This is a genomic window from Paenibacillus sp. Z6-24 (assembly GCF_054161335.1).
This window is the reverse complement of the sequence record NZ_CP096398.1, coordinates 1,222,297-1,241,166: the sequence shown is the minus strand read 5'-3', so window position 1 is coordinate 1,241,166 and position 18,870 is coordinate 1,222,297. Positions and strand designations below refer to the sequence as shown.

Here is an 18,870-nt window from a genome sequence, read left to right as displayed (position 1 = left end):
GTCTATCCCATACAGCAGAGTATTCGCCCTGCTGCAGAGATAGAAGATTCCGTACTTTTTATTTCAGATGGTCAGCAAGCTCATCCAGCTTCACGGTCTGCTGCTCGCCGGTATCCATGCATTTCAGCGCAATCTCGCCCTTGGACAATTCATCGTCACCGAGAATAGCGGTATAACGGGCATGGAAGCGATCAGCCGATTTCATCTGTGCCTTCATTTTGCGTCCGAGGTAATCACGTTCTGCCGAGAAGCCCAGTGTACGCAGCTTGAACAGCTGGCGAACCGTCTCCTGCTCTGCAGCTTCCCCGAGTCCTACCAGATAGACATCCAGCGGCTTGATCGCCGGAATATCCACACCCTGACTTTCCAGAATCAGCTGCAGACGCTCCAGACCGATACCGAAGCCGATACCCGGCTGTTCCGGGCCGCCCACTTCGGAGACCAATTTATTATACCGCCCGCCGCCACCGATCGTATCGATCGCACCGATGCCTTCGGCTTTATACTCAAAAGCGGTGTGTGTGTAATAATCCAGACCGCGCACAAGGCGTTCATTGACTGTAAATTCCACATCCATCGCTGTCAGATAATCCTGTACACGCTGGAAGTATGCACGGCTCTCTTCATCCAGGCTATCCAGAATGGACGGAGCTCCAACAAATTTATCCTGATCCACTTTGCAATCGAGCACGCGCATCGGGTTGCGTTCCATCCGCTGCTGACAGTCTCTGCACAGCGTATCTTTCATCGGACGCAGGAAGCCAAGCAGCGCTTCGTTATAGGCAGCACGGGTCTCCGAAGTACCTACGGAGTTGATCTCGACTGTCACGCCCTGCAGCCCCAGTTCCTTGAAAAACTGCAGGCCAAGCGCAATAATTTCCACATCAATCGCCGGATCTACCGAACCGAATGCCTCTACGCCGAACTGGTGGAACTGGCGATAACGTCCTGCCTGCGGACGCTCATAACGAAACATCGGACCCATATAATACAGCTTGGTCACATCCGGCTCGCCATACAGCTTGTTCTCTGCATAGGCACGTACTACACCGGCTGTTCCTTCCGGACGCAGCGTCATACTGCGGCCGCCTTTATCTTCAAAGGTGTACATTTCCTTTTGTACCACATCTGTGGTCTCGCCTACACCGCGCTGGAACAGCTCGGTTTGTTCAAATAACGGTGTGCGGATCTCCCGGTAATTGAACCGTCTGCACAAATCTCTTGCTTTCTCTTCGACATACTGCCACTTCTCTACCTTGCCCGGCAAGAAGTCCTGTGTGCCTGTCGGTTTTTGAAATGCCATAATCCATCCTCCTTTATTCAACTGATCCAGTGATCTCTCTATGGGAACACAAAAAAGCCCCTCGTCACTGTTCATTACAAACAGGGACGAGGGACTGGTTATCTACCATTCACCCGTGGTGCCACCCACATTTCGAATGCAACCGTACTGACGGCACCGCATACTCTGTATCTATCGGGTCCTATAATCATCCGATCACAAATACAGCGGCAATACGGCATTCCAGGCCATTCCACCAGTATACATTCGCTTCATTAAGCGGTTAACGCCCGCTGACTACGCATGAGGTTACTTGGATTCCAAAAGCGAATTTACCTGATCCATCAGGTAACCGGATACCGACACAACAGCGAGCAGTGTCTGCTCCCTTTGTGCACGCTTTTCCATCTTTCACATCATGTTCTCGGGGAGGTCTTTTCGCACCGTCGTTCAGGGATTCCTTGCAGCCCAGGGGAATGCCTCTCTTTTCCAAAAAGGAACTGTCCGTTATCGGTGGTACTTTTCCCGTCCATGAATCATTCATTATACACACACAATCATCGACATCCGCTCTGCCAGCAGCAAAGTCAGAACGATGTTATATTTAACGATTTTAATGAACCGCTGTGCTAAAGTCAACACTTTTCATGCAAGTTGGCAAATCTGCCTGCTTGTGAAAGGTGAAAAAAGCAAAGAAAAAACCTGCAGCAACGGGCTGCAGGCCAACATAGTATGTTAAAAGGGGGTCATGGGTTCATTATAGGACATCATTGTTAAAATAAGATGTTTCCTATATTACAGTTCCATTACAATAGGTAAAACCTGTGTAAAGACCTTAGTACAGGCACATCTTCAACAGCAGATGACCATGAGTCCATTTCCCTTTTGGGATCATGTATTCAAGCGGCTGTCGACTACTCCAGGATTTCCACGAATGCATTGTTCGTGCGCAGCTTTTGCACGACATTTTCAACATCCGATTCCATCACTGTGGCAGACAGTACATATTTCAGATCATCATAGTCCTTGTCTGTTGCGTTAATGGCACTCCATGCATCGGTATCGTCATTATCATGGCTGGCTGCCGAGTCATCGTCAGTCACTTCATTGCGTTTGCCGTCATTGTCTATGATCGCAGTCGGCGGGATAATGGTACCCGGCCCTGCTCCACCGGATACGCCTGCAGAATTGCCTGTCACCCCGCCTGCACCTGCATTTAACGGCAGCAGTGGAACCATGACACGGCTACCCTGGCTGATCTGCGTTTCCAGACGGCTGACTTCCAGATTTTTCACATCATAGGTACTGACGGACGTTCTGGCACTCTCTGCCTGATCTTCGGTGCGGAAATAAGCCTGAATATGCTTGGTCATAATAATGGCCTCCTTACTGTACGCAGAATTCTCTTCTGCCCAGTATTTATTTGATAGGCTTACGAAAATAAAAGTACATTCTTCTCAGAGACGATCAAAACAATACCTTTTACCACACTTTTAAATTACAGAACTTTCAACAGTTCGCGTACAAATGCAGGCTCGTCGTCCGGTGTACGGGACGTGATGAAATTGCCATCAATGACAGCTTCCCCATCCTTGAATGTTGCTCCCGCATTGATCATATCCACTTTCAGCGGCGGATAAGCAGTGATCGTACGGCCTTCCAGCAGGTTGGCACTTGCCAGAATCTGTGGGCCGTGACAAATTGCACCGATGGTTTTCTTGGCATTGTTGATTTCGGTAACAAAGTTCAGTACATTCGGGTCCAGACGCAGCGCTTCCGGTGAGGAACCGCCCGGAATTACCAAAGCATCATAATCGGATGCACTTACTTCGGTGATTGCTTTTTCAATTGTATATTCGGCTTTACCATTTTTGCCGGTTACCTTCTGGCCTTTTTCAAGACCGATGATATCCGCTTCATGGCCTGCTTTTTTCAGTTCATCATAAGGTACCTGCATTTCGGAGTCTTCGAATTCATTTGCTAATAAAAAGGCGATTTTGCTCATTGGAATAGTTCTCCTTTCAAGGCTTATGGTTAGTGTGATCCTGTTCCTCTACTTGCATACTATAGAGGTTTCCGCTCTGTTATTACCCGATTCCGTGGCAAATCTAAACAGTTATACAGAAATGATTCGCAGCTCCACAATCGGGTATATTAACATTGTCAACGACTGCTAACATCTAACATAACAGGAGGTGAATTCTAATGAGAACTCTGGACATGATTGCGCTGATCCTGCTGATCGTCGGTGGTATCAACTGGTTGCTGGTAGGTCTTTTCCAATTCGACCTCGTTGCTTCCCTTTTTGGTGGACAAGATTCTGTTCTGTCCCGAATCATCTATGTTGTTGTAGGTCTGTGTGCCCTGTACTGTCTTAAATTCTTGTCGAGTACAAGAAATACAAGAACTGATACTACAACAAGAGCATAAACGTAAGCATAAGCACAAAGGAATGAGCTATTTGACAAAACTGCAACTTACTTATATGGAGCAATCCAGACAAAAAAGGTCTCCGCTGAATTGATAAAATTCAGAGAGACCTTTTTTGCTGTGTTTTAATCAAATTATAGGTGCTTGGCGTATTGATGGGATATCGTATATATGCTTAAACTACGATCGGTTTATTGTCCGTTTGCTCTGACAGGGCTGTCAATAATGAGCGTGACGGGACCCCAGTTGGTCAGTGATACATCCATATCTGCACCAAATATGCCCTGCTCCACGACCAGTCCCTGTTCCTTCAGCGCCTGATTGAATGCTTCATACACCGGAATCGCCTGTTCCGGACGGGCGGCTTCGATAAAGCTTGGACGCTTGCCTTTGCGGCAGTCCCCATACAGGGTAAACTGCGATACCGAGAGCACCTGCCCCCCGATATCGGATAATCCCAGATTCATCTTACCCTGCTCATCTTCAAAAATGCGTATTCCCGCGACCTTGCCTGCCAGATAGCGGGCATCCTCAATTGTATCTCCATGTGTTACACCGACCAGTACCATCAACCCTTTGCCAATCTGGCCGACTATTTCTTCGTTTACCCTAACAGATGCCTGTTTGCAGCGCTGGATAACTACTCTCATTTCCCATTCTCCTCTTCTATGTCTATAGGTATGTAGCAAAGAAGCCAATCACCGCTATGCTGCCGGGATTGGCTCCTCTGTTCAAAACGTCATTCACTAAAAAGCATCTATTGCATAATACGGTGCACGGTATAGACATCCTGCACACGCTTGATTTTGTCCACGACCGACTGCAGATGATCGGTATTACGAATCATGATGGTCATATGGATCATGGCCATTTTGTTTTTATCGGAGCGTCCGGAGACGGCAGAGATATTAGTCTTGCTCTCGGCAACAGTCTGCAGTACTTCATTGAGCAGTCCACGGCGATCATGACCGGTAATCTCGATATCCACGTTGTAGTTCGCTTCCACTGCAGATTCCCATTCCACTTCGATGATGCGTGCCGCTTCGCTGTTGTCGCTCACATCCGGTACATTGGTACAGTCGCTCCGGTGAATGGAGACGCCGCGTCCACGGGTGACATAGCCAACAATATCGTCGCCCGGTACCGGATTACAGCAACGTGCAAACCGCACGAGCAGATTGTCCACGCCCTTGATGCTGACACCATGGGTCGGACGGCTGCGCTTCTGCTGTTCCGGCGCACTTTTCACTTCCTTGATCTGAGAAGTCAGCTCGATAATGCTCGCTTCTTCCTGCTCTCGGCGCATCTTTTCGGTCAGACGCGTACAGATTTGGGCAGCAGTGATGCCGCCAAATCCGATCGCAGACAGCATATCCTCGATATCATGGAAAGCGAATTTCTTGCCGACTTCGGACAATTTGTCATCGGTCAGCCAGGCGGAAGCTTCCAGGTTGAGGCGTTTCATCTCGCGTTCGAGCGCATCCCGGCCTTTTTGTACATTTTCTTCGCGTTTTTCCTTTTTGAACCACTGCTTGATTTTGCTGCGTGCATGGGAAGACTGCGCGATTTTCAGCCAATCCTGGCTTGGTCCATAGGAATGTTTGGAAGTCAGAATCTCGATAATATCACCGGTCTTGAGACGGTGATCGAGCGGTACGATACGGCCGTTGACCTTGGCGCCGATCGTTCGGTTACCTACTTCGGTATGAATCCGGTAGGCAAAATCGAGCGGAACCGAGCCATTGGGCAGCTCGATCACTTCGCCTTTTGGTGTAAATACAAACACGAGATCAGAGAAAAAGTCCATTTTGAGGGATTCCACAAATTCCGAAGCATCCTGTGCTTCATGTTGCAGCTCCAGAATCTCCTTGAAAAAAGGAACCTTATTCTCGATATTGCCACCAGTGGAACCTTCCTTGTATGCCCAGTGGGCCGCGATACCGAATTCGGCGGTGCGGTGCATATCCCATGTACGAATCTGCACTTCGGTTGGCTCTCCCGTAGGGCCGACCACCGTCGTATGCAGAGACTGATACATATTCGTTTTGGGCATGGCGATATAATCTTTGAATCGGCCCGGCATCGGCTTCCACAAGGTATGGATAATACCGAGTGTTGCGTAACAATCCTTAATATTATCAACAATAATCCGGATGGCCAGCAGATCATAGATTTCATTGAACTGCTTGTTTTTGGTTGTCATTTTCTGGTAGACACTGTAAATATGCTTTGGACGTCCGGACAGATCCGCTTCGATGCCCATTTCCTTGAGCTTCTCGCGAATGCGGTCAATGACGTTCTCGATGTACTGCTCCCGCTCTGCACGTTTCTTGTGCATCAGGTTGGCAATACGGTAATACTGCTGAGGGTTCAGATAACGAAGTGCGATATCCTCCATCTCCCATTTGATAGCGGAAATACCGAGACGGTGAGCGACCGGACAGAAAATCTCCAGCGTCTCATACGCAATACGGCGCTGGCTCTCTTCGGACTGGTACTTGAGCGTACGCATATTGTGCAGACGATCCGCCAGCTTGATCACGATGACGCGGATATCCTGCGCCATCGCGATAAACATTTTGCGGTAGTTCTCATTCTGCTGTTCTTCCTTGGAACGGAACTTGATCCGCTCCAGCTTGGTCAGACCGTCGACCAGCATCGCACAATTATCGCCGAACCGGCTGCGGATTTCCTCCAGGGATACGGTGGTATCTTCAACAACATCATGCAGAAGCGCCGCAATGATGGAGATGGTATCCATCTCCATGCCGACGACAATATCTGCAACTGCCAATGGATGCAAAATATAAGGTTCTCCTGATTTACGCACCTGTCCATGATGGGCCTGATCGGCGAACTCATAGGCTTCTTTGATGCGTTCAAGATCCTTCTCTTTAATGTAGGCGGACGCCTTTTCAAGTAATCGCTCTATGCCCATGGAATCGTTGTCGTATCCTTTCTATTCATGAATAACATTCAAGACACTCTTGCCTTAAATGTAATGAAAATGGTCTGTATCTATAAGGTAACTTGTAGAACCACTATACTCTCTACAGGGTAAAAGCCGAATATTTAGCGAAATGGTTGTCCTTCATTTACAAGCATACTCAGAAGCTGCTGGTGTATACATCAGGCTCCGGCCGCATAAAAATTCAAAATGGAACCTGTTCATGCTTGCTGCGGCAACAGGTCCCGGAAAGGGGTTTCCTATAATTATGCCTCTTGCGCATAGCCGCGTCAACCGTATTAAATGAAGGGTTCCTGAAGAATTGACCCCCTTTTGAAAATCGGTATTGAAAAAACCATGCAAACTCATTAAGCTATTAAGGATGCAACGAAGAGAAGGGGAAGTAAGATATGAAGGAGTGGATACATTGCAGCGTGAAATTCAGGTAAATGAGAAATTGCCGCTCGGGCCCGGGTTGCTGTTAAGCTTGCAGCATCTTTTTGCCATGTTCGGAAGTACGGTACTGGTGCCCAATCTGTTCAAGGTCGATCCAGGGATGATTCTGCTCATGAACGGAATCGGGACACTGCTGTATATCTGGATCTGCCGGGGGAAAATCCCTGCCTATCTCGGTTCCAGCTTTGCGTTTATCGCACCGGTCTCGCTCGTACTGACACAGCACGGGTATAACGATACCGGTTATTCGCTTGCGCTGGGTGCTTTTATCGTCACCGGCATTATTTTTATCATCGTGGCATTGATTGTAAAATTTGCCGGGACACGCTGGATTGATATCGTGTTTCCACCGGCAGCGATGGGAGCCATTGTGGCCCTGATCGGTCTGGAGCTGATCCCGGTAGCGGCGCAGATGGCCGGCTTTATTGCACCGGCAGATGCCGATGCAGCGACATGGACGCCGGATATGAAAGTGATTACACTGTCTCTGGTTACGCTCGGAGTGACACTGATCGGTGCGGTTACCTTCCGCGGGTTCCCCAAAATCATACATATTCTGATCGGTATTGTAGTGGGTTATGCCCTCTCCTTCCCGCTGGGGTTGATCGATACGACAGCGATTCGTAGCGCCAGTCTGCTGCAGGTACCGCATGTGGTGACGCCTTCCTTTGACTGGTCGGTTATTCTGACGATCATTCCGGTCGCACTGGTCGTTATTGTCGAACATATCGGTCACCTGCTCGTTACCGGCAATATCGTCGGCAAAAATCTGTCCAAAGATCCAGGTCTGCATCGCTCCCTGATGGGTAACGGGATCTCGACCATCCTGTCCGGGTTTGTCGGTTCCACACCGAATACCACTTATGGTGAGAATATCGGTGTCATGGCTCTGACGCGTGTCTATTCGGTCTATGTAATCGGCGGCGCAGCTGTCATCGCGATTCTGCTTTCCTTTTCCGGTACGTTCACCGGTACGGTAGCAGCGATCCCGACTCCGGTCATGGGCGGCGTGTCACTGCTGCTGTTCGGTGTTATTGCCGCTTCCGGTCTGCGCATTCTGGTGGAGCAGAAGGTCGATTATTCCAAAGCGCAAAATATGCTGCTGACCACAGTCGTATTGATTACCGGTCTGAGCGGCGCAACGATCACGCTTGGTTCCGTACAGCTCAAAGGAATGGCACTCGCAACTATCGTCGGTATCCTGCTCAGTCTGTTCTTCCGCATTTTGCAGGTGACAGGCTTGTCCAATGACAAAAATGACGAATCCCCTCCGGCAAAAATTCCGGATTGATTCGTCCGGTTATCGATAATCGAGTATTCAGCAGTATAAGCGAATGGAATACCTTTGCTGAACGAATCGGCAAGTAAAATAAAGACTGTCCTTTTAGAGGGCAGTCTTTTTTGTTCTAAGCTTTCCAGAATAACCTTCTTCTCTATGCCATATCAATATCAATGCCTGAATTTCGGCGATGGATCCCAGCAGCACGGTTATAATAGAGCTATCCATATTGATTAAGAAGAAGGTGGTGTATTAATGAATCCCATTACACGCGACGATGAGTATTATCAGGCTTTACTGGAGAAAAATTCGGAGTATGAAGGATTATTCTACGTTGGCGTCCGAACAACCGGTGTATTCTGCCGACCTACCTGCCCAGCGAGAAAGCCCAAATTCGAGAACTGCGAGTTTTTTGGAAATGCGCAGCAGGCACTGCTCGCCTCCTACCGTCCCTGCCAGCGCTGCCGTCCGCTTTCGCACCCGAATCAGGTATCCGATATCGTGCGACTGCTGGTCGAAGCGGTCGAGCAGCAGCCGGACAAGCGGTGGAAAACGTCCGACTTCCAGGCTTTATCTGTCGATGAGTCTACCGCACGCCGTCAGTTCAAAAAGCGGTTCGGCATGACTTTTGTGGAATATGCCCGTGCCCGCCGTATGGGACTGGCACTTAAAAGTATTCGCTCCGGGCAAACCGTGATCGACAGCCAGCTGTCCAGCGGATACGAATCAAGCAGCGGCTTCCGCGATGCCTTTTCCCGTATTATGGGCGCTGCGCCTACACAGATCACCGAAGGTGCTATACTGCGGGCAGCCTGGATTGACACGCCGCTCGGACCGATGATGGCGATCGCTGATGAACATCGACTGTATCTGCTCGAGTTTATTGACCGGCGCGGGCTGGAACGCGAAGTCGAGCGGCTGCGCCAGCGTACGCGTATGGTGATCATCCCCGGTATGACGGAACCGATACAGTCGATCGAGCAGGAGATACTGGCTTATTTGGCCGGGGATCTAAAGATGTTTCGGACACCACTGGCTCTGCTGGGATCGCCTTTTCAGCAGAGTGTATGGCAGCTGCTGATGAACATTCCGCCGGGTGAGACACGTTCCTATCTCGATCTGGCGCGTGCATTGAACCGCCCTACTGCTTTCCGCGCGGTAGCACAGGCTAACGGGGCCAATCAACTGGCGATCATTATCCCCTGCCATCGTGTGATTAACACGAGTGGCGAGCTTGGCGGCTATGGCGGTGGACTGACGCGCAAGAGGTGGCTGCTGGAGCATGAACGGGCGGGACAGAGCTGATGATCTGGTTGGTATATGCTGCTTTTTCAATAACTGTTTTATGGATTGTTTTTATGGAGTGTTATGGCTTGGGCAGAGCAGAACGTTTTTCTTTTCATCCGCTCGCAGTATCATTTTCTCATCGTAAACCAGAGCAAAGGCGCTCAGCGGTAATTACCGTCAGCGCCTTTGCTCTGGTTTTATTTGGTCTGATTTTAATTGGTATGATTCACTTTTCATTGTATTGCTCACTTTTTGAGGATCGGTTCAATCATTTGTTGTATCTGTATCTGTATTTCCCCCTGGGATATCCCGGTTCATTGAACCATCCCGAGCAAGTGATTTTCTTATAATACGATCATTCCAGAATCGCTTCTGCGCCGAATTCATGAAGATCACCTCGGCTTACGCATTATAGGAAAATAATTTGCTTCTGTCTCTGGTTATGGAAATTTATTTGTTAAGCCGGAATACTTTGGCTATTCCTTTATAAATGAATTTGGATTCCTTGGTCAGCAGCGGACCGAGAATTGCCAGTATCAGTACATAGATCGCGGCAAAAGGCTGCAATATACCGGACAGTGCGCCTGCTGCGCCCAGATTGGCGACGATAATGGAGAACTCTCCGCGTGACATAATGGTCAGTCCGACATTCGCTGAGGCCTGCGGGGAAAGGTTGGCTGTCTTGCCGGCCAACATTCCGGCGGTATAGTTACCGATCATGGTGACGATGACTGCTCCAATGGCGAGCCATACCGCACTGCCTCCCAGCGACAGCGGATCAATCGTTAATCCGAAGCTGAAGAAGAACAGAGCGCCAAAGAAGTCACGGAACGGTAAAATAATTTTCTCGATCCGGTGCATATGCGAAGTCTCGGCGAGTACCAGCCCGACCAGCAGCGCGCCAATCGCTTCAGCGACGTGGATTGTTTCGGAAAATCCGGCAATCAGGAACAATGCGGCAAAGATAACACACATGAATATTTCATTGGACGGAATATTCAGCAGCCGGTTCAGCAGCGGCACGGCCTTGCGTCCGACGATAAGAATAAGCAGCATATACCCGAGTGCTATTCCGGCAGACAGCAGAATACCGCCAATCGAAGTCGCTCCACTAAGCAGCAAACCAGACAGAATCGACAGATAAACAGCGAGGAATACGTCTTCGAACATGATGATGCCGAGAATCATTTCCGTCTCCGTGTTGGCGGTACGCTTCAGATCCACCAGTACCTTGGCAACGATCGCACTGGATGATATGGTCGTAATACCCGCGATCACCAGAATTTCCTTGATTTCGAATCCGGTGAGCCAGCCAAACAGCAGACCAAGCGTAAAGTTAATCCCGATATAAATGGTCCCGCCTATGGCAATCGAGCGTCCTGCCTTGACCAGCCGACCTACCGAGAATTCGAGTCCCAGATAGAACAGCAGGAAAATGACACCGATTTTGCCCATAAATTCGATCAGTTCCGCACTCTGGATAAACCGGAAGTCCACGATCCCGAATACCGGAGCATGCGGACCAACGGCCATCCCTGCCAGAATATAAAATGGAACGACCGAGAAGCGCAGTTTGGAAGCGAGCAGTCCTGCCAGTGCAACGAGCAGTACCGCGATTCCGATTTCAAATACAATATAGTCCATACTCAGCCGCCCCCTCTCTCAAGCAGCTGTTTCAGCGACTGAATATCATTCCGCTCACCGGCAATGACCAGCGTATATCCATCCTGCAGTACGTATTCCGGTCCGGGACTGATTTTCTGCTGTACCGGTTCCAGGCTGGCGATAATTACGGTTCCCGTATTCTCACGAATAGCGAGTTCACCAATACTTTTACCGATACAGTTCATACCTTTCCGGAGCTTGTACCACTCGATACTCAGTTTGGAAATCGAAAATTCCACCTGCTCCAGCGCAGTTGGCTGATAACTCATACCACCGATAATACTGGCCACCTGCCGGGCCTCCCGATCATTGAGCGTCATCACCAGCTCATGATCGTCCGGGCTTGCCGGAGAGCTGTGATAGACCTCCCGTTTGCCATCTTCATGCACAACGATCGCCACCTTCTCACGATCATCGGTCTCCACCATAAATTTCCTTCCAATACCGGGCAAGTCCGTCTCACGAATAATAGCCATACTTCCCCCTCCTTTTTCTCTAAGTTAACATTGCCATAGGATATGCATTCATACTGTCACACCCATGCCATGCCTCTCTACACTATACGTCCCAGAGACAGGACGGTTTCAGAAAAAAGACGATTTTCGGTCATTTTTGTTCAAAAATCGTCAAAAAAGGCGATTTTCAAAAAAACGAATTTGAGATTAAGATAGCTTCTTGCGTATCTTCTTCAACATCATGCATCGCTTTTACATCTCATAAATACACCGATTGCTGCCTATGCTTGTTCATTCCGGCGTTATGACGCAGCTGAACAAGAACTCTCCGAATACGAACCCACAGAAAATATATCGAGAAAGCAAAAAAGAGCATAAAGCAGAGGATATCTCCAGCTTTATGCTCTTTCCCAGTATACGCTTATACATTACCACTCTGCTTTTCACCAGCCGGACGACAATCTATGTCCTGTTGCACATTAAGCCCTACAGCTCAGAGACAGCTGTCATTCCCCGGGAAATTTCTGATCAGAACGGATATTGTGTCAGTGTGAATACTTCCACATCCGGCAGTTTCTCACGGCCGTTCAGATCCTGCAGCTCGATCATGAAAGCTGCGCCAACCACATTACCGCCCACTTGACGGATCAGGTCGACACAAGTTGCGATCGTGCCGCCTGTTGCGAGCAGATCATCCGCGATCAGTACGTTCTGGCCTTCCTGAATTGCGTCCACGTGCATAGCCAGCACATCTTTGCCATATTCCAGCGCATACTCGGCCTGGATTGTTTTGTAAGGCAGCTTGCCTGTTTTACGAATAGGAATAAAACCTACGCCCAGCGCGTAAGCCAGCGGCGCTCCAACGACAAAACCGCGTGCTTCCGGTCCAGCAATAACATCGATTTTCAGTTCTTTGACCAGCTTTTTCAGCTCATCGATCGATTGCTTGTAGGCTTCACCATTTTGCAGCAGGGTTGTAATATCTTTAAAACTGATTCCTTCCTGCGGAAAATCCGGAATCACACGAATATGCTCTTTAAAATCCAAAAAAATCTCCTCCTAAAAAAATATCGGTTATGATGCGCCTTGCATGCGGGAAATCATCCATGAAGTTAATTGCGGCAGATCACTTTCACATAACATATATTCCATTTCAGCCAGTTCGCCAAGTTCCCGGTACAGCTGCGAGCTGTCGAGCGGACGTTTTACAGGAGCATTATTCAGCATCACCCGTCCATCCTGACGGATAATAAACTCCAGTTCCTCGAACACTTCCAGCATCATCCGTACCATTCTCACCGAGCTGGAGGTTTTTTGACTTAGATAGGGAATCAGCTTCGCTTCCTCCGCGATTGTCTCGCTGGATTTGACGAGCCACCCGTATATCAGTTTAAAACGGTCCCGGTCGGGTATTTGCAGACGTTCCTGCTGTTGCGGCCGATCATGAAGCAGGACGATATTTTCAAGAGAAGTAAACCGTTCGAAAATAGAATCCAGCTGCTCGATATGCGCCGGTAATGATAACAGACATAATGTGCGTATAGCTTCTGCCCCATACTGTGTGGAGACATGATTGCAAGCTGCGATATCAACTTTTCTATCATAACCCCAAAGGGATACATCCGACAATTGGGTTTTTAAAGTTTCCGCCCGATCTGCGCTGCACAGTACACCCAGCTGACCGGTGTCCACGCCCATATAGCGGGACCATTTCTGCCGCAGCGTCTTCAGATTCTGTTCCCATTGACCGGAGCCACGGCGGTCCCAGATCTGCAGACCGGGTACAGCCAGATCCTGCACCATCAGCTGCGGCTTGCGATTGCCGCGCCATTCATTGATGCTTGTCTCTGCCAGCAGATCGATCCGATCGCCCTCGGTCAGCAGTTCGGCCATTTCTCCTTTGCCAAACGCAACACCTTCCATCATCGTACCATCCTGCTCCACGACCAGCCGCAGATGATCCTGCGTCTTGCCGATTGCTTTGGCCTGGGTCACGGTTACTCCGCGCAGCACAATGCGCGGCAGTGGATTGGACATGCCAAACGGTGCCAGCTGATCCAGCTCCTCAATCGCGTTCAGAGTCAGCTGATCCAGTGTACACTCATTATCTGCCTCTGTCTGCGGCGTAAGGTCTTCCTCGGTGAGCATCCCGGCTGCCCGTTCATTCAGACGCTGACGGAAAGTGTCCAACTGATCCCGGTGCAGGCTCATCCCCGCTGCCGACGGATGACCGCCAAAATGGTCCATGACATCCGCACAATCCAGCAGCGCCTGATAAATGTCGTAAGCCGGAATCGAACGTGCAGAGCCTTTGCTCATGCCGGTCTCCGGGTCGGTTCCCAGTACAATTGTCGGCCGATAATAACGATCCAGCAGCTTGGACGCCACAATCCCAACGACGCCGGGATTCCAGCCTTCACCCGCTACAACGATAACATGAGGTATCTGTCCATTATTACGGGTTTTCTCGGCTTCCAGCGTGGCGACCGCTTCCTGCACCATCCGGTTCACCAGATCCTGACGCTCTTTGTTCAACTGATCCAGCTCAAAGGAGATCTGATCTGCCTCTGCCTGATTGGTCGTAGTCAACAGCTCTACCGCCCGCTTGGCATGTTCCATCCGCCCGCTGGCATTGATGCGTGGTGCCATGGCAAAGGCGATATGGGTAGCCGACATCTGCGCCGGATCGATAGCTGCAATATTCATCAATGCCCGCACACCGGCAAAAGCACTGTTTTTCATTCGCTCTACACCGGTACGGACCATCATCCGATTCTCATCTTCCAGGGGCATCAAATCGGCTACCGTGCCGATCGAGACGATCTCCAGCCATTCTTCCGGAACATGGTCCTTGCCCAGCAGCGCCTGTGCCAGCTTGTAGGCTACGCCTACGCCCGCCAGTCCCTTGAATGGGTAAGGACAGTACGGAAGCTTCGGATTCACCAGTGCGCAGGCTGCAGGCAGCTCTGCCGGCGGCTCATGGTGGTCCGTTACGACCACATCGATCCCCAGCTCTGCCGCATAGGCGATCTGGGATACCGCACTGATGCCTGTATCCACCGTTACCATCAGGGTAACCCCTTGCTGATGTGCCTGATCAATCGCATGATTATGCAGGCCGTATCCTTCTTTGGAACGATGTGGAATATAAATATCGTAATCGGCCTGCATATGGCGCATCAGCTGAATCATCAGCGATGTACTGGATACACCGTCCGCATCATAATCGCCATAGATCCATATTTTCTCGTTCGCCGATAATGCCTGGCGTATCCGCTGGGCCGCTTCTTTCATACCGGCCAGCAAATAGGGATCGTGGGATAGACTGCGGCTGCCGGACAGGAATTCTGCCGCCTCTGCCTCTCCCGTATAACCCCGGCCTGCCAGCAGCGATGCTGTCAGCTGCGAGATGCCCAGCTTTGCACTGAGTTCCTGGGCTGCTGCCGGATCGGGATGATGTATATTCCAGTGATATTGTGAATGAATCATGATGTGCCTCCTTAATGAATCATGCCGTCGCCGGACCGGTCCCGACCCTGTGTCCATTCGTAATTGGACTTGTACGGGTAACCGCCGGTATACGGCAGCACCTGCACCTCCACACTGCTCACATGAGCAAACCGGGTTAGCAGCAGGTTTTTGGCATAGTCTGCAATTTCAGCTGCAGCCTGTACACTGATCTGGGGATTAACCCCTATTTTCAAATGAATACGAACCCCGTCTCCGTACTCCTGGGCTTTTAGATCTTCAATCGTAATCACGCCCTGTACACGCTGTACTGTCTCCATAAAATTAGCCGCGTCCTCGCGCTCCAGTTCCTGGACGAGCGATCCATAGACCGTTTGCCGGGCCATTCGATATCCTTGACGCCAGAGAATGATCGAGACCAGAATGGCAGACACCGGCTCTACATAATACAGCCTGTCGATCTGCAATTCCAGTGCGGCAATCGTACTGAGCATACCTGCCAGTACGAGAATGGAGGAATACAGCGAGTAACGGTGCATATCGATCTCTTCGACGAGTCTGGATGTTCTCTGCTTTTTGACATATCGGTACCGATAGCGGAACAGCGCTTCATTCACCGCCATCGCGAGAAAGACAATCACAATTGCATACGGCTTGGGATCAGGCATCGTCTCCGACATCAGATCACGAACCGCCGAAATGGCAATCTCCAGACCACCGAGCAGCAGCAGAACCGTTAGCAGCAGGTTGGTAAACGGAAATGTCGTTTTGTTACGACGTTCCTTAACTGCCGTCTGATCTTTCTGTTCCCTGCGTCGCTTTGTACGCTGATGGTTTTTGGACAGGCGTTCGGCCAGACTGCTGACCGCACTGGAGGCGGTATAGAGCGCATCTCCCATCAGTGCCTTGTTGCTGGCCGCATAAGCGGTGACTGCTTTGACGACAGCCAGTATCAACCCGGCCAGTATGGAGGTCCAGAATACCTTTTCCTGCTGACGGATATCGTTATTTCTCACCCTACTTCCTCCTAAGACAAGATGAAGCCGCGTCGGTATGAGGACCAGGACGCGGCTTCAGGCAGGTTAGCTTGCGATGTTAGGCCGTCGTCTTCGACGGTGTTTTCGCTTTTGGTTTCTGTCTGTTTTTGAGTACCAACCACAGCGGGCTTGCGATAAAGATCGAAGAATACGCTCCGAAAGCAAGGCCGATCATCATAGCCAGCGAGAACATACGAATGGACTCACTACCCAGAATGAACAACAGCAGACAGGCGATGAATACAGTCAGTACCGTATTCAGGGAGCGTGTCATCGTCTGAGAGATACTCTTGTTGACGAGATCAGCAATATCTCCACGTTTTTTCTGTTTGGAGAAACGCAGGTTTTCCCGGATACGGTCAAAGATAACGATCGTATCATTCAGGGAATAACCGATAATCGTCAGTACAGCAGTGATAAAGGTCAGATCGACTTCCAGACGGAAAATGGAGAAGATCGAGATGACCAGGAATGCATCATGCAGCAGAGCTACTACCGCCGCTACAGCAAAACGCCATTCAAACCGGATCGTTACATAAACGATAATTCCAAGGCTGGCAAGCAGTACTGCCCACAAAGCATTACGTTCCAACTCTTTGGCAATCGTTGGGTCAACGGTATTGACCTCGAAGGAAGCACCGCTGTCCAGCTGCTTGTTGAACGCCTGTTTCAGCTGATTTTCCTGTGTATCGGTCAGTACAGTCTCGAAACGAATAGACATCCGTCCGTCACCACCGATATTGATACTCGGATCTTTGCCCAGATTCAGACTGTCTACCACAGGCTGTACCTGCTCTTCTGTCAGTGTCTTGGTCAATGTTATATCGACATTGGAACCGGAACGGAAGTCAACGCCATAATTCAATCCGGCGACCGCCAGAGAGATAATACCGGCAATTGTTACGATAATGGAGAATGTATAGAAATACTTGCTCAACTTAACAAAGTCATAATTCCACTTAAAGCGCATTGCGTTCACTCTCCTTTACGCCAAAATACTCCGGTTTGTTAACCAGTTTCCCTTTAACGAGCAGGGATAGCAAAAAGCGGGAGAAGAACACGTTCGTGATTATACTTACCAGAATGTTGAAAATCAGTACCAGTGCAAAACCTCTTACAGCACCTGTACCCAGAGCAAACATTACTGTAGCAGCAATAATGGTCGTTAACTGGGCATCCATGATGGTACCGAATGAACTTCTACTTCCTGCTTTGAAAGCGGATGGGATACTCTTACCGTTACGAATCTCATCCTTGATGCGCTCATAGGTGATGATATTAGAATCGACGGCCATACCCACACCCAGAATAAAGGCTGCTATCCCTGGCAGTGTCAATGTAAAGTCGCCAGCGATAAAGATCATAAGAGTCAGCCATACATAAGTAAGGATACTGAATCCGGCAATTAGGCCCGGAATACGATATACCAGAATCATAAATATCAGAATGATGATGGAAGCGACTACTCCGGCTTTTACTGTCTCGTTAAGCGACTGTTGACCGAGCGAAGCTCCTACACTCTGTGAATAGATTTCGGTCAGTTTTAGCGGCAGTGCACCCAGATTGATCTGGTCTTTAAGCTGCTGTGCTTCCTCCACCGTATAGCTGCCGGAAATGCTGGCTTTACCATCTGTAAGTTCAGCTCTTACTGTTGGTGCGGACAGCAGTTGACCATTCAGGAAAATGCCCAGCGGCTGATTGATCAGACGTTTGGTAATTTCGCCGAATTTCTTGGCATCTTTCACTTCAATAGTGATTTCAGGCTGCTGCAGTGAGTTATACACCACAGATGCACCGTTCTCTTTGAAGTCATCCCCCGTCAATTCCACTTTACAATAGATTTTGGTCGGATCTTCATTGGCATAAGTATTTTCTACAGCCGTTGTGCCGGCTCCAGTGTCAGGAGTGACCGTCACTCCTTGCGGCAATCCTTCGGTTTGTGCAGATACTGCATTGGCATCCGAGGATTTGCTATCGATGCTACTCGTTGTATCTGCAGCTTTGGTATCTTCTGCAGATTTGGATTTGCTGGTGTCCTGGCTCTGTTTTTGCGCAGGCGTATTATCGGCGTTCTGTGAAGCATCCGTTGAACATCCATCCATACTCCGGAATGTCAGTTCAGCCGGCTCTTTCATGGTCTGACGGACAGTAGCTTCATCCGTAACACCGGCGATTCTCAGACGAATACGATCCGTACCCTCTGTTGTGATTTCCGGCTCACTTGTACCAAGGGCATTGGCACGCTGTTCCAAACTTCTTGCAGTCTGTGTCAGAGATTCTCTGGTGACTGCTTCCCCCTGCGTGGTTGGCGTAGCCTGATACAAGATTTCGAAACCGCCTTTAAGATCCAATCCCAGACGGATGTCTTTAAATAGCGGGGTCGTGGCGCCGATAATACCGGTCACGACAAGTATGACGACTACGAAGCTGATGATTCTTTTCATCCCGTATGTGGTTCCCCTTTCATTCTCAATATTCCTATTATAGCGATGCGGCAAATGACAGTCAATTTACCAGTGGTCGGCAAAACAAACAAGCTGATGCCCGTCAAACACCGGCCCAGC

The 18,870-nt window shown here is 49.6% G+C and carries 16 protein-coding genes; 4 read left to right on the top strand and 12 right to left on the bottom strand.

The window, feature by feature from the left end; genetic code table 11:
* Positions 1-58: 58 nt before the first annotated feature.
* From hisS to M1D61_RS05585, 3 genes are all read right to left on the bottom strand, one after another.
* Positions 59-1,303, bottom strand: a complete 1,245-nt coding sequence (gene hisS, locus M1D61_RS05595) for a histidine--tRNA ligase (protein WP_046213397.1) — start codon at positions 1,301-1,303, stop codon at positions 59-61.
* Positions 1,304-2,196: 893 nt separating this feature from the next.
* A complete protein-coding gene (locus M1D61_RS05590; protein WP_458121490.1) occupies positions 2,197-2,655 on the bottom strand; it encodes a hypothetical protein in 459 nt (152 codons plus the stop codon).
* Positions 2,656-2,780: 125 nt separating this feature from the next.
* Positions 2,781-3,287 (bottom strand): type 1 glutamine amidotransferase domain-containing protein, encoded by a 507-nt coding sequence (locus M1D61_RS05585; RefSeq protein WP_458121489.1) that lies wholly within the window; start codon positions 3,285-3,287, stop codon positions 2,781-2,783.
* A 200-nt stretch (positions 3,288-3,487) separates the two neighbouring features.
* On the opposite strand from M1D61_RS05585, the gene M1D61_RS05580 reads away from it, so the two are divergent.
* The gene (locus M1D61_RS05580) at positions 3,488-3,712 is read left to right on the top strand and encodes a DUF378 domain-containing protein (RefSeq protein WP_458121488.1); all 225 of its coding nucleotides are present in this window, start codon (positions 3,488-3,490) and stop codon (positions 3,710-3,712) included.
* Positions 3,713-3,903: 191 nt separating this feature from the next.
* Here the strand turns inward: M1D61_RS05580 and dtd are convergent, their stop codons facing one another.
* Both dtd and M1D61_RS05570 read right to left on the bottom strand, forming a co-directional pair.
* Positions 3,904-4,362: a D-aminoacyl-tRNA deacylase gene (dtd, locus tag M1D61_RS05575; protein WP_458121487.1), complete on the bottom strand. Its 459-nt coding sequence runs from the start codon at positions 4,360-4,362 to the stop codon at positions 3,904-3,906.
* 107 nt (positions 4,363-4,469) lie between these two features.
* Entirely contained in the window at positions 4,470-6,650 is a 2,181-nt protein-coding gene (locus M1D61_RS05570) for a RelA/SpoT family protein (protein WP_458121486.1), read from the bottom strand.
* A 436-nt stretch (positions 6,651-7,086) separates the two neighbouring features.
* Here M1D61_RS05570 and uraA point away from each other — a divergent pair, with 436 nt between their 5' ends.
* The 3 genes from uraA (at position 7,087) to M1D61_RS05555 (ending at position 10,031) form a co-directional block, all read left to right on the top strand.
* Positions 7,087-8,406, top strand: coding sequence for a uracil permease (uraA, locus tag M1D61_RS05565; protein ID WP_458121485.1), 1,320 nt, complete (start codon positions 7,087-7,089; stop codon positions 8,404-8,406).
* 243 nt (positions 8,407-8,649) lie between these two features.
* Entirely contained in the window at positions 8,650-9,699 is a 1,050-nt protein-coding gene (locus M1D61_RS05560; RefSeq protein ID WP_458121484.1) for a bifunctional transcriptional activator/DNA repair enzyme AdaA, read from the top strand.
* Positions 9,699-10,031, top strand: a complete 333-nt coding sequence (locus M1D61_RS05555; RefSeq protein WP_458121483.1) for a hypothetical protein — start codon at positions 9,699-9,701, stop codon at positions 10,029-10,031. Before M1D61_RS05560 ends, M1D61_RS05555 begins: the two co-directional genes overlap by 1 nt.
* A gap of 100 nt (positions 10,032-10,131) precedes the next feature.
* Here the strand turns inward: M1D61_RS05555 and M1D61_RS05550 are convergent, their stop codons facing one another.
* The 7 genes from M1D61_RS05550 to secD all read right to left on the bottom strand — a co-directional run bounded on the left by M1D61_RS05550 (position 10,132) and on the right by secD (position 18,750).
* A complete protein-coding gene (locus M1D61_RS05550) occupies positions 10,132-11,325 on the bottom strand; it encodes a cation:proton antiporter (protein ID WP_458121482.1) in 1,194 nt (397 codons plus the stop codon).
* Between the two features lie 2 nt (positions 11,326-11,327).
* Complete coding sequence (locus tag M1D61_RS05545) at positions 11,328-11,822, bottom strand: cation:proton antiporter regulatory subunit (RefSeq protein WP_458121481.1); 495 nt, start codon at positions 11,820-11,822, stop codon at positions 11,328-11,330.
* A 507-nt stretch (positions 11,823-12,329) separates the two neighbouring features.
* On the bottom strand, positions 12,330-12,848 hold the full coding sequence (locus M1D61_RS05540; protein WP_458121480.1) for an adenine phosphoribosyltransferase: 519 nt from the start codon (positions 12,846-12,848) through the stop codon (positions 12,330-12,332).
* A 27-nt stretch (positions 12,849-12,875) separates the two neighbouring features.
* A complete protein-coding gene (gene recJ, locus M1D61_RS05535; protein ID WP_458121479.1) occupies positions 12,876-15,290 on the bottom strand; it encodes a single-stranded-DNA-specific exonuclease RecJ in 2,415 nt (804 codons plus the stop codon).
* Between the two features lie 11 nt (positions 15,291-15,301).
* On the bottom strand, positions 15,302-16,285 hold the full coding sequence (locus tag M1D61_RS05530; protein WP_458121478.1) for a cation diffusion facilitator family transporter: 984 nt from the start codon (positions 16,283-16,285) through the stop codon (positions 15,302-15,304).
* 79 nt (positions 16,286-16,364) lie between these two features.
* Complete coding sequence (gene secF / locus M1D61_RS05525; protein WP_458121477.1) at positions 16,365-17,276, bottom strand: protein translocase subunit SecF; 912 nt, start codon at positions 17,274-17,276, stop codon at positions 16,365-16,367.
* Positions 17,266-18,750, bottom strand: a complete 1,485-nt coding sequence (gene secD, locus M1D61_RS05520) for a protein translocase subunit SecD (RefSeq protein ID WP_458121476.1) — start codon at positions 18,748-18,750, stop codon at positions 17,266-17,268. Before secD ends, secF begins: the two co-directional genes overlap by 11 nt.
* Positions 18,751-18,870: the final 120 nt, after the last annotated feature.

Bases quoted from the DNA above. Each gene is read 5' to 3' on its own strand.
- recJ (WP_458121479.1), bottom strand. From the start codon at position 15,290: ATGATTCATTCACAATATCACTGGAATATACATCATCCCGATCCGGCA.
- secF (WP_458121477.1), bottom strand. From the start codon at position 17,276: ATGCGCTTTAAGTGGAATTATGACTTTGTTAAGTTGAGCAAGTATTTC.
- M1D61_RS05570 (WP_458121486.1), bottom strand. From the start codon at position 6,650: ATGGGCATAGAGCGATTACTTGAAAAGGCGTCCGCCTACATTAAAGAG.
- M1D61_RS05550 (WP_458121482.1), bottom strand. From the start codon at position 11,325: ATGGACTATATTGTATTTGAAATCGGAATCGCGGTACTGCTCGTTGCA.
- dtd (WP_458121487.1), bottom strand. From the start codon at position 4,362: ATGAGAGTAGTTATCCAGCGCTGCAAACAGGCATCTGTTAGGGTAAAC.
- M1D61_RS05545 (WP_458121481.1), bottom strand. From the start codon at position 11,822: ATGGCTATTATTCGTGAGACGGACTTGCCCGGTATTGGAAGGAAATTT.
- hisS (WP_046213397.1), bottom strand. From the start codon at position 1,303: ATGGCATTTCAAAAACCGACAGGCACACAGGACTTCTTGCCGGGCAAG.
- secD (WP_458121476.1), bottom strand. From the start codon at position 18,750: ATGAAAAGAATCATCAGCTTCGTAGTCGTCATACTTGTCGTGACCGGT.
- M1D61_RS05560 (WP_458121484.1), top strand. From the start codon at position 8,650: ATGAATCCCATTACACGCGACGATGAGTATTATCAGGCTTTACTGGAG.
- M1D61_RS05580 (WP_458121488.1), top strand. From the start codon at position 3,488: ATGAGAACTCTGGACATGATTGCGCTGATCCTGCTGATCGTCGGTGGT.
- M1D61_RS05585 (WP_458121489.1), bottom strand. From the start codon at position 3,287: ATGAGCAAAATCGCCTTTTTATTAGCAAATGAATTCGAAGACTCCGAA.
- M1D61_RS05555 (WP_458121483.1), top strand. From the start codon at position 9,699: ATGATCTGGTTGGTATATGCTGCTTTTTCAATAACTGTTTTATGGATT.
- M1D61_RS05590 (WP_458121490.1), bottom strand. From the start codon at position 2,655: ATGACCAAGCATATTCAGGCTTATTTCCGCACCGAAGATCAGGCAGAG.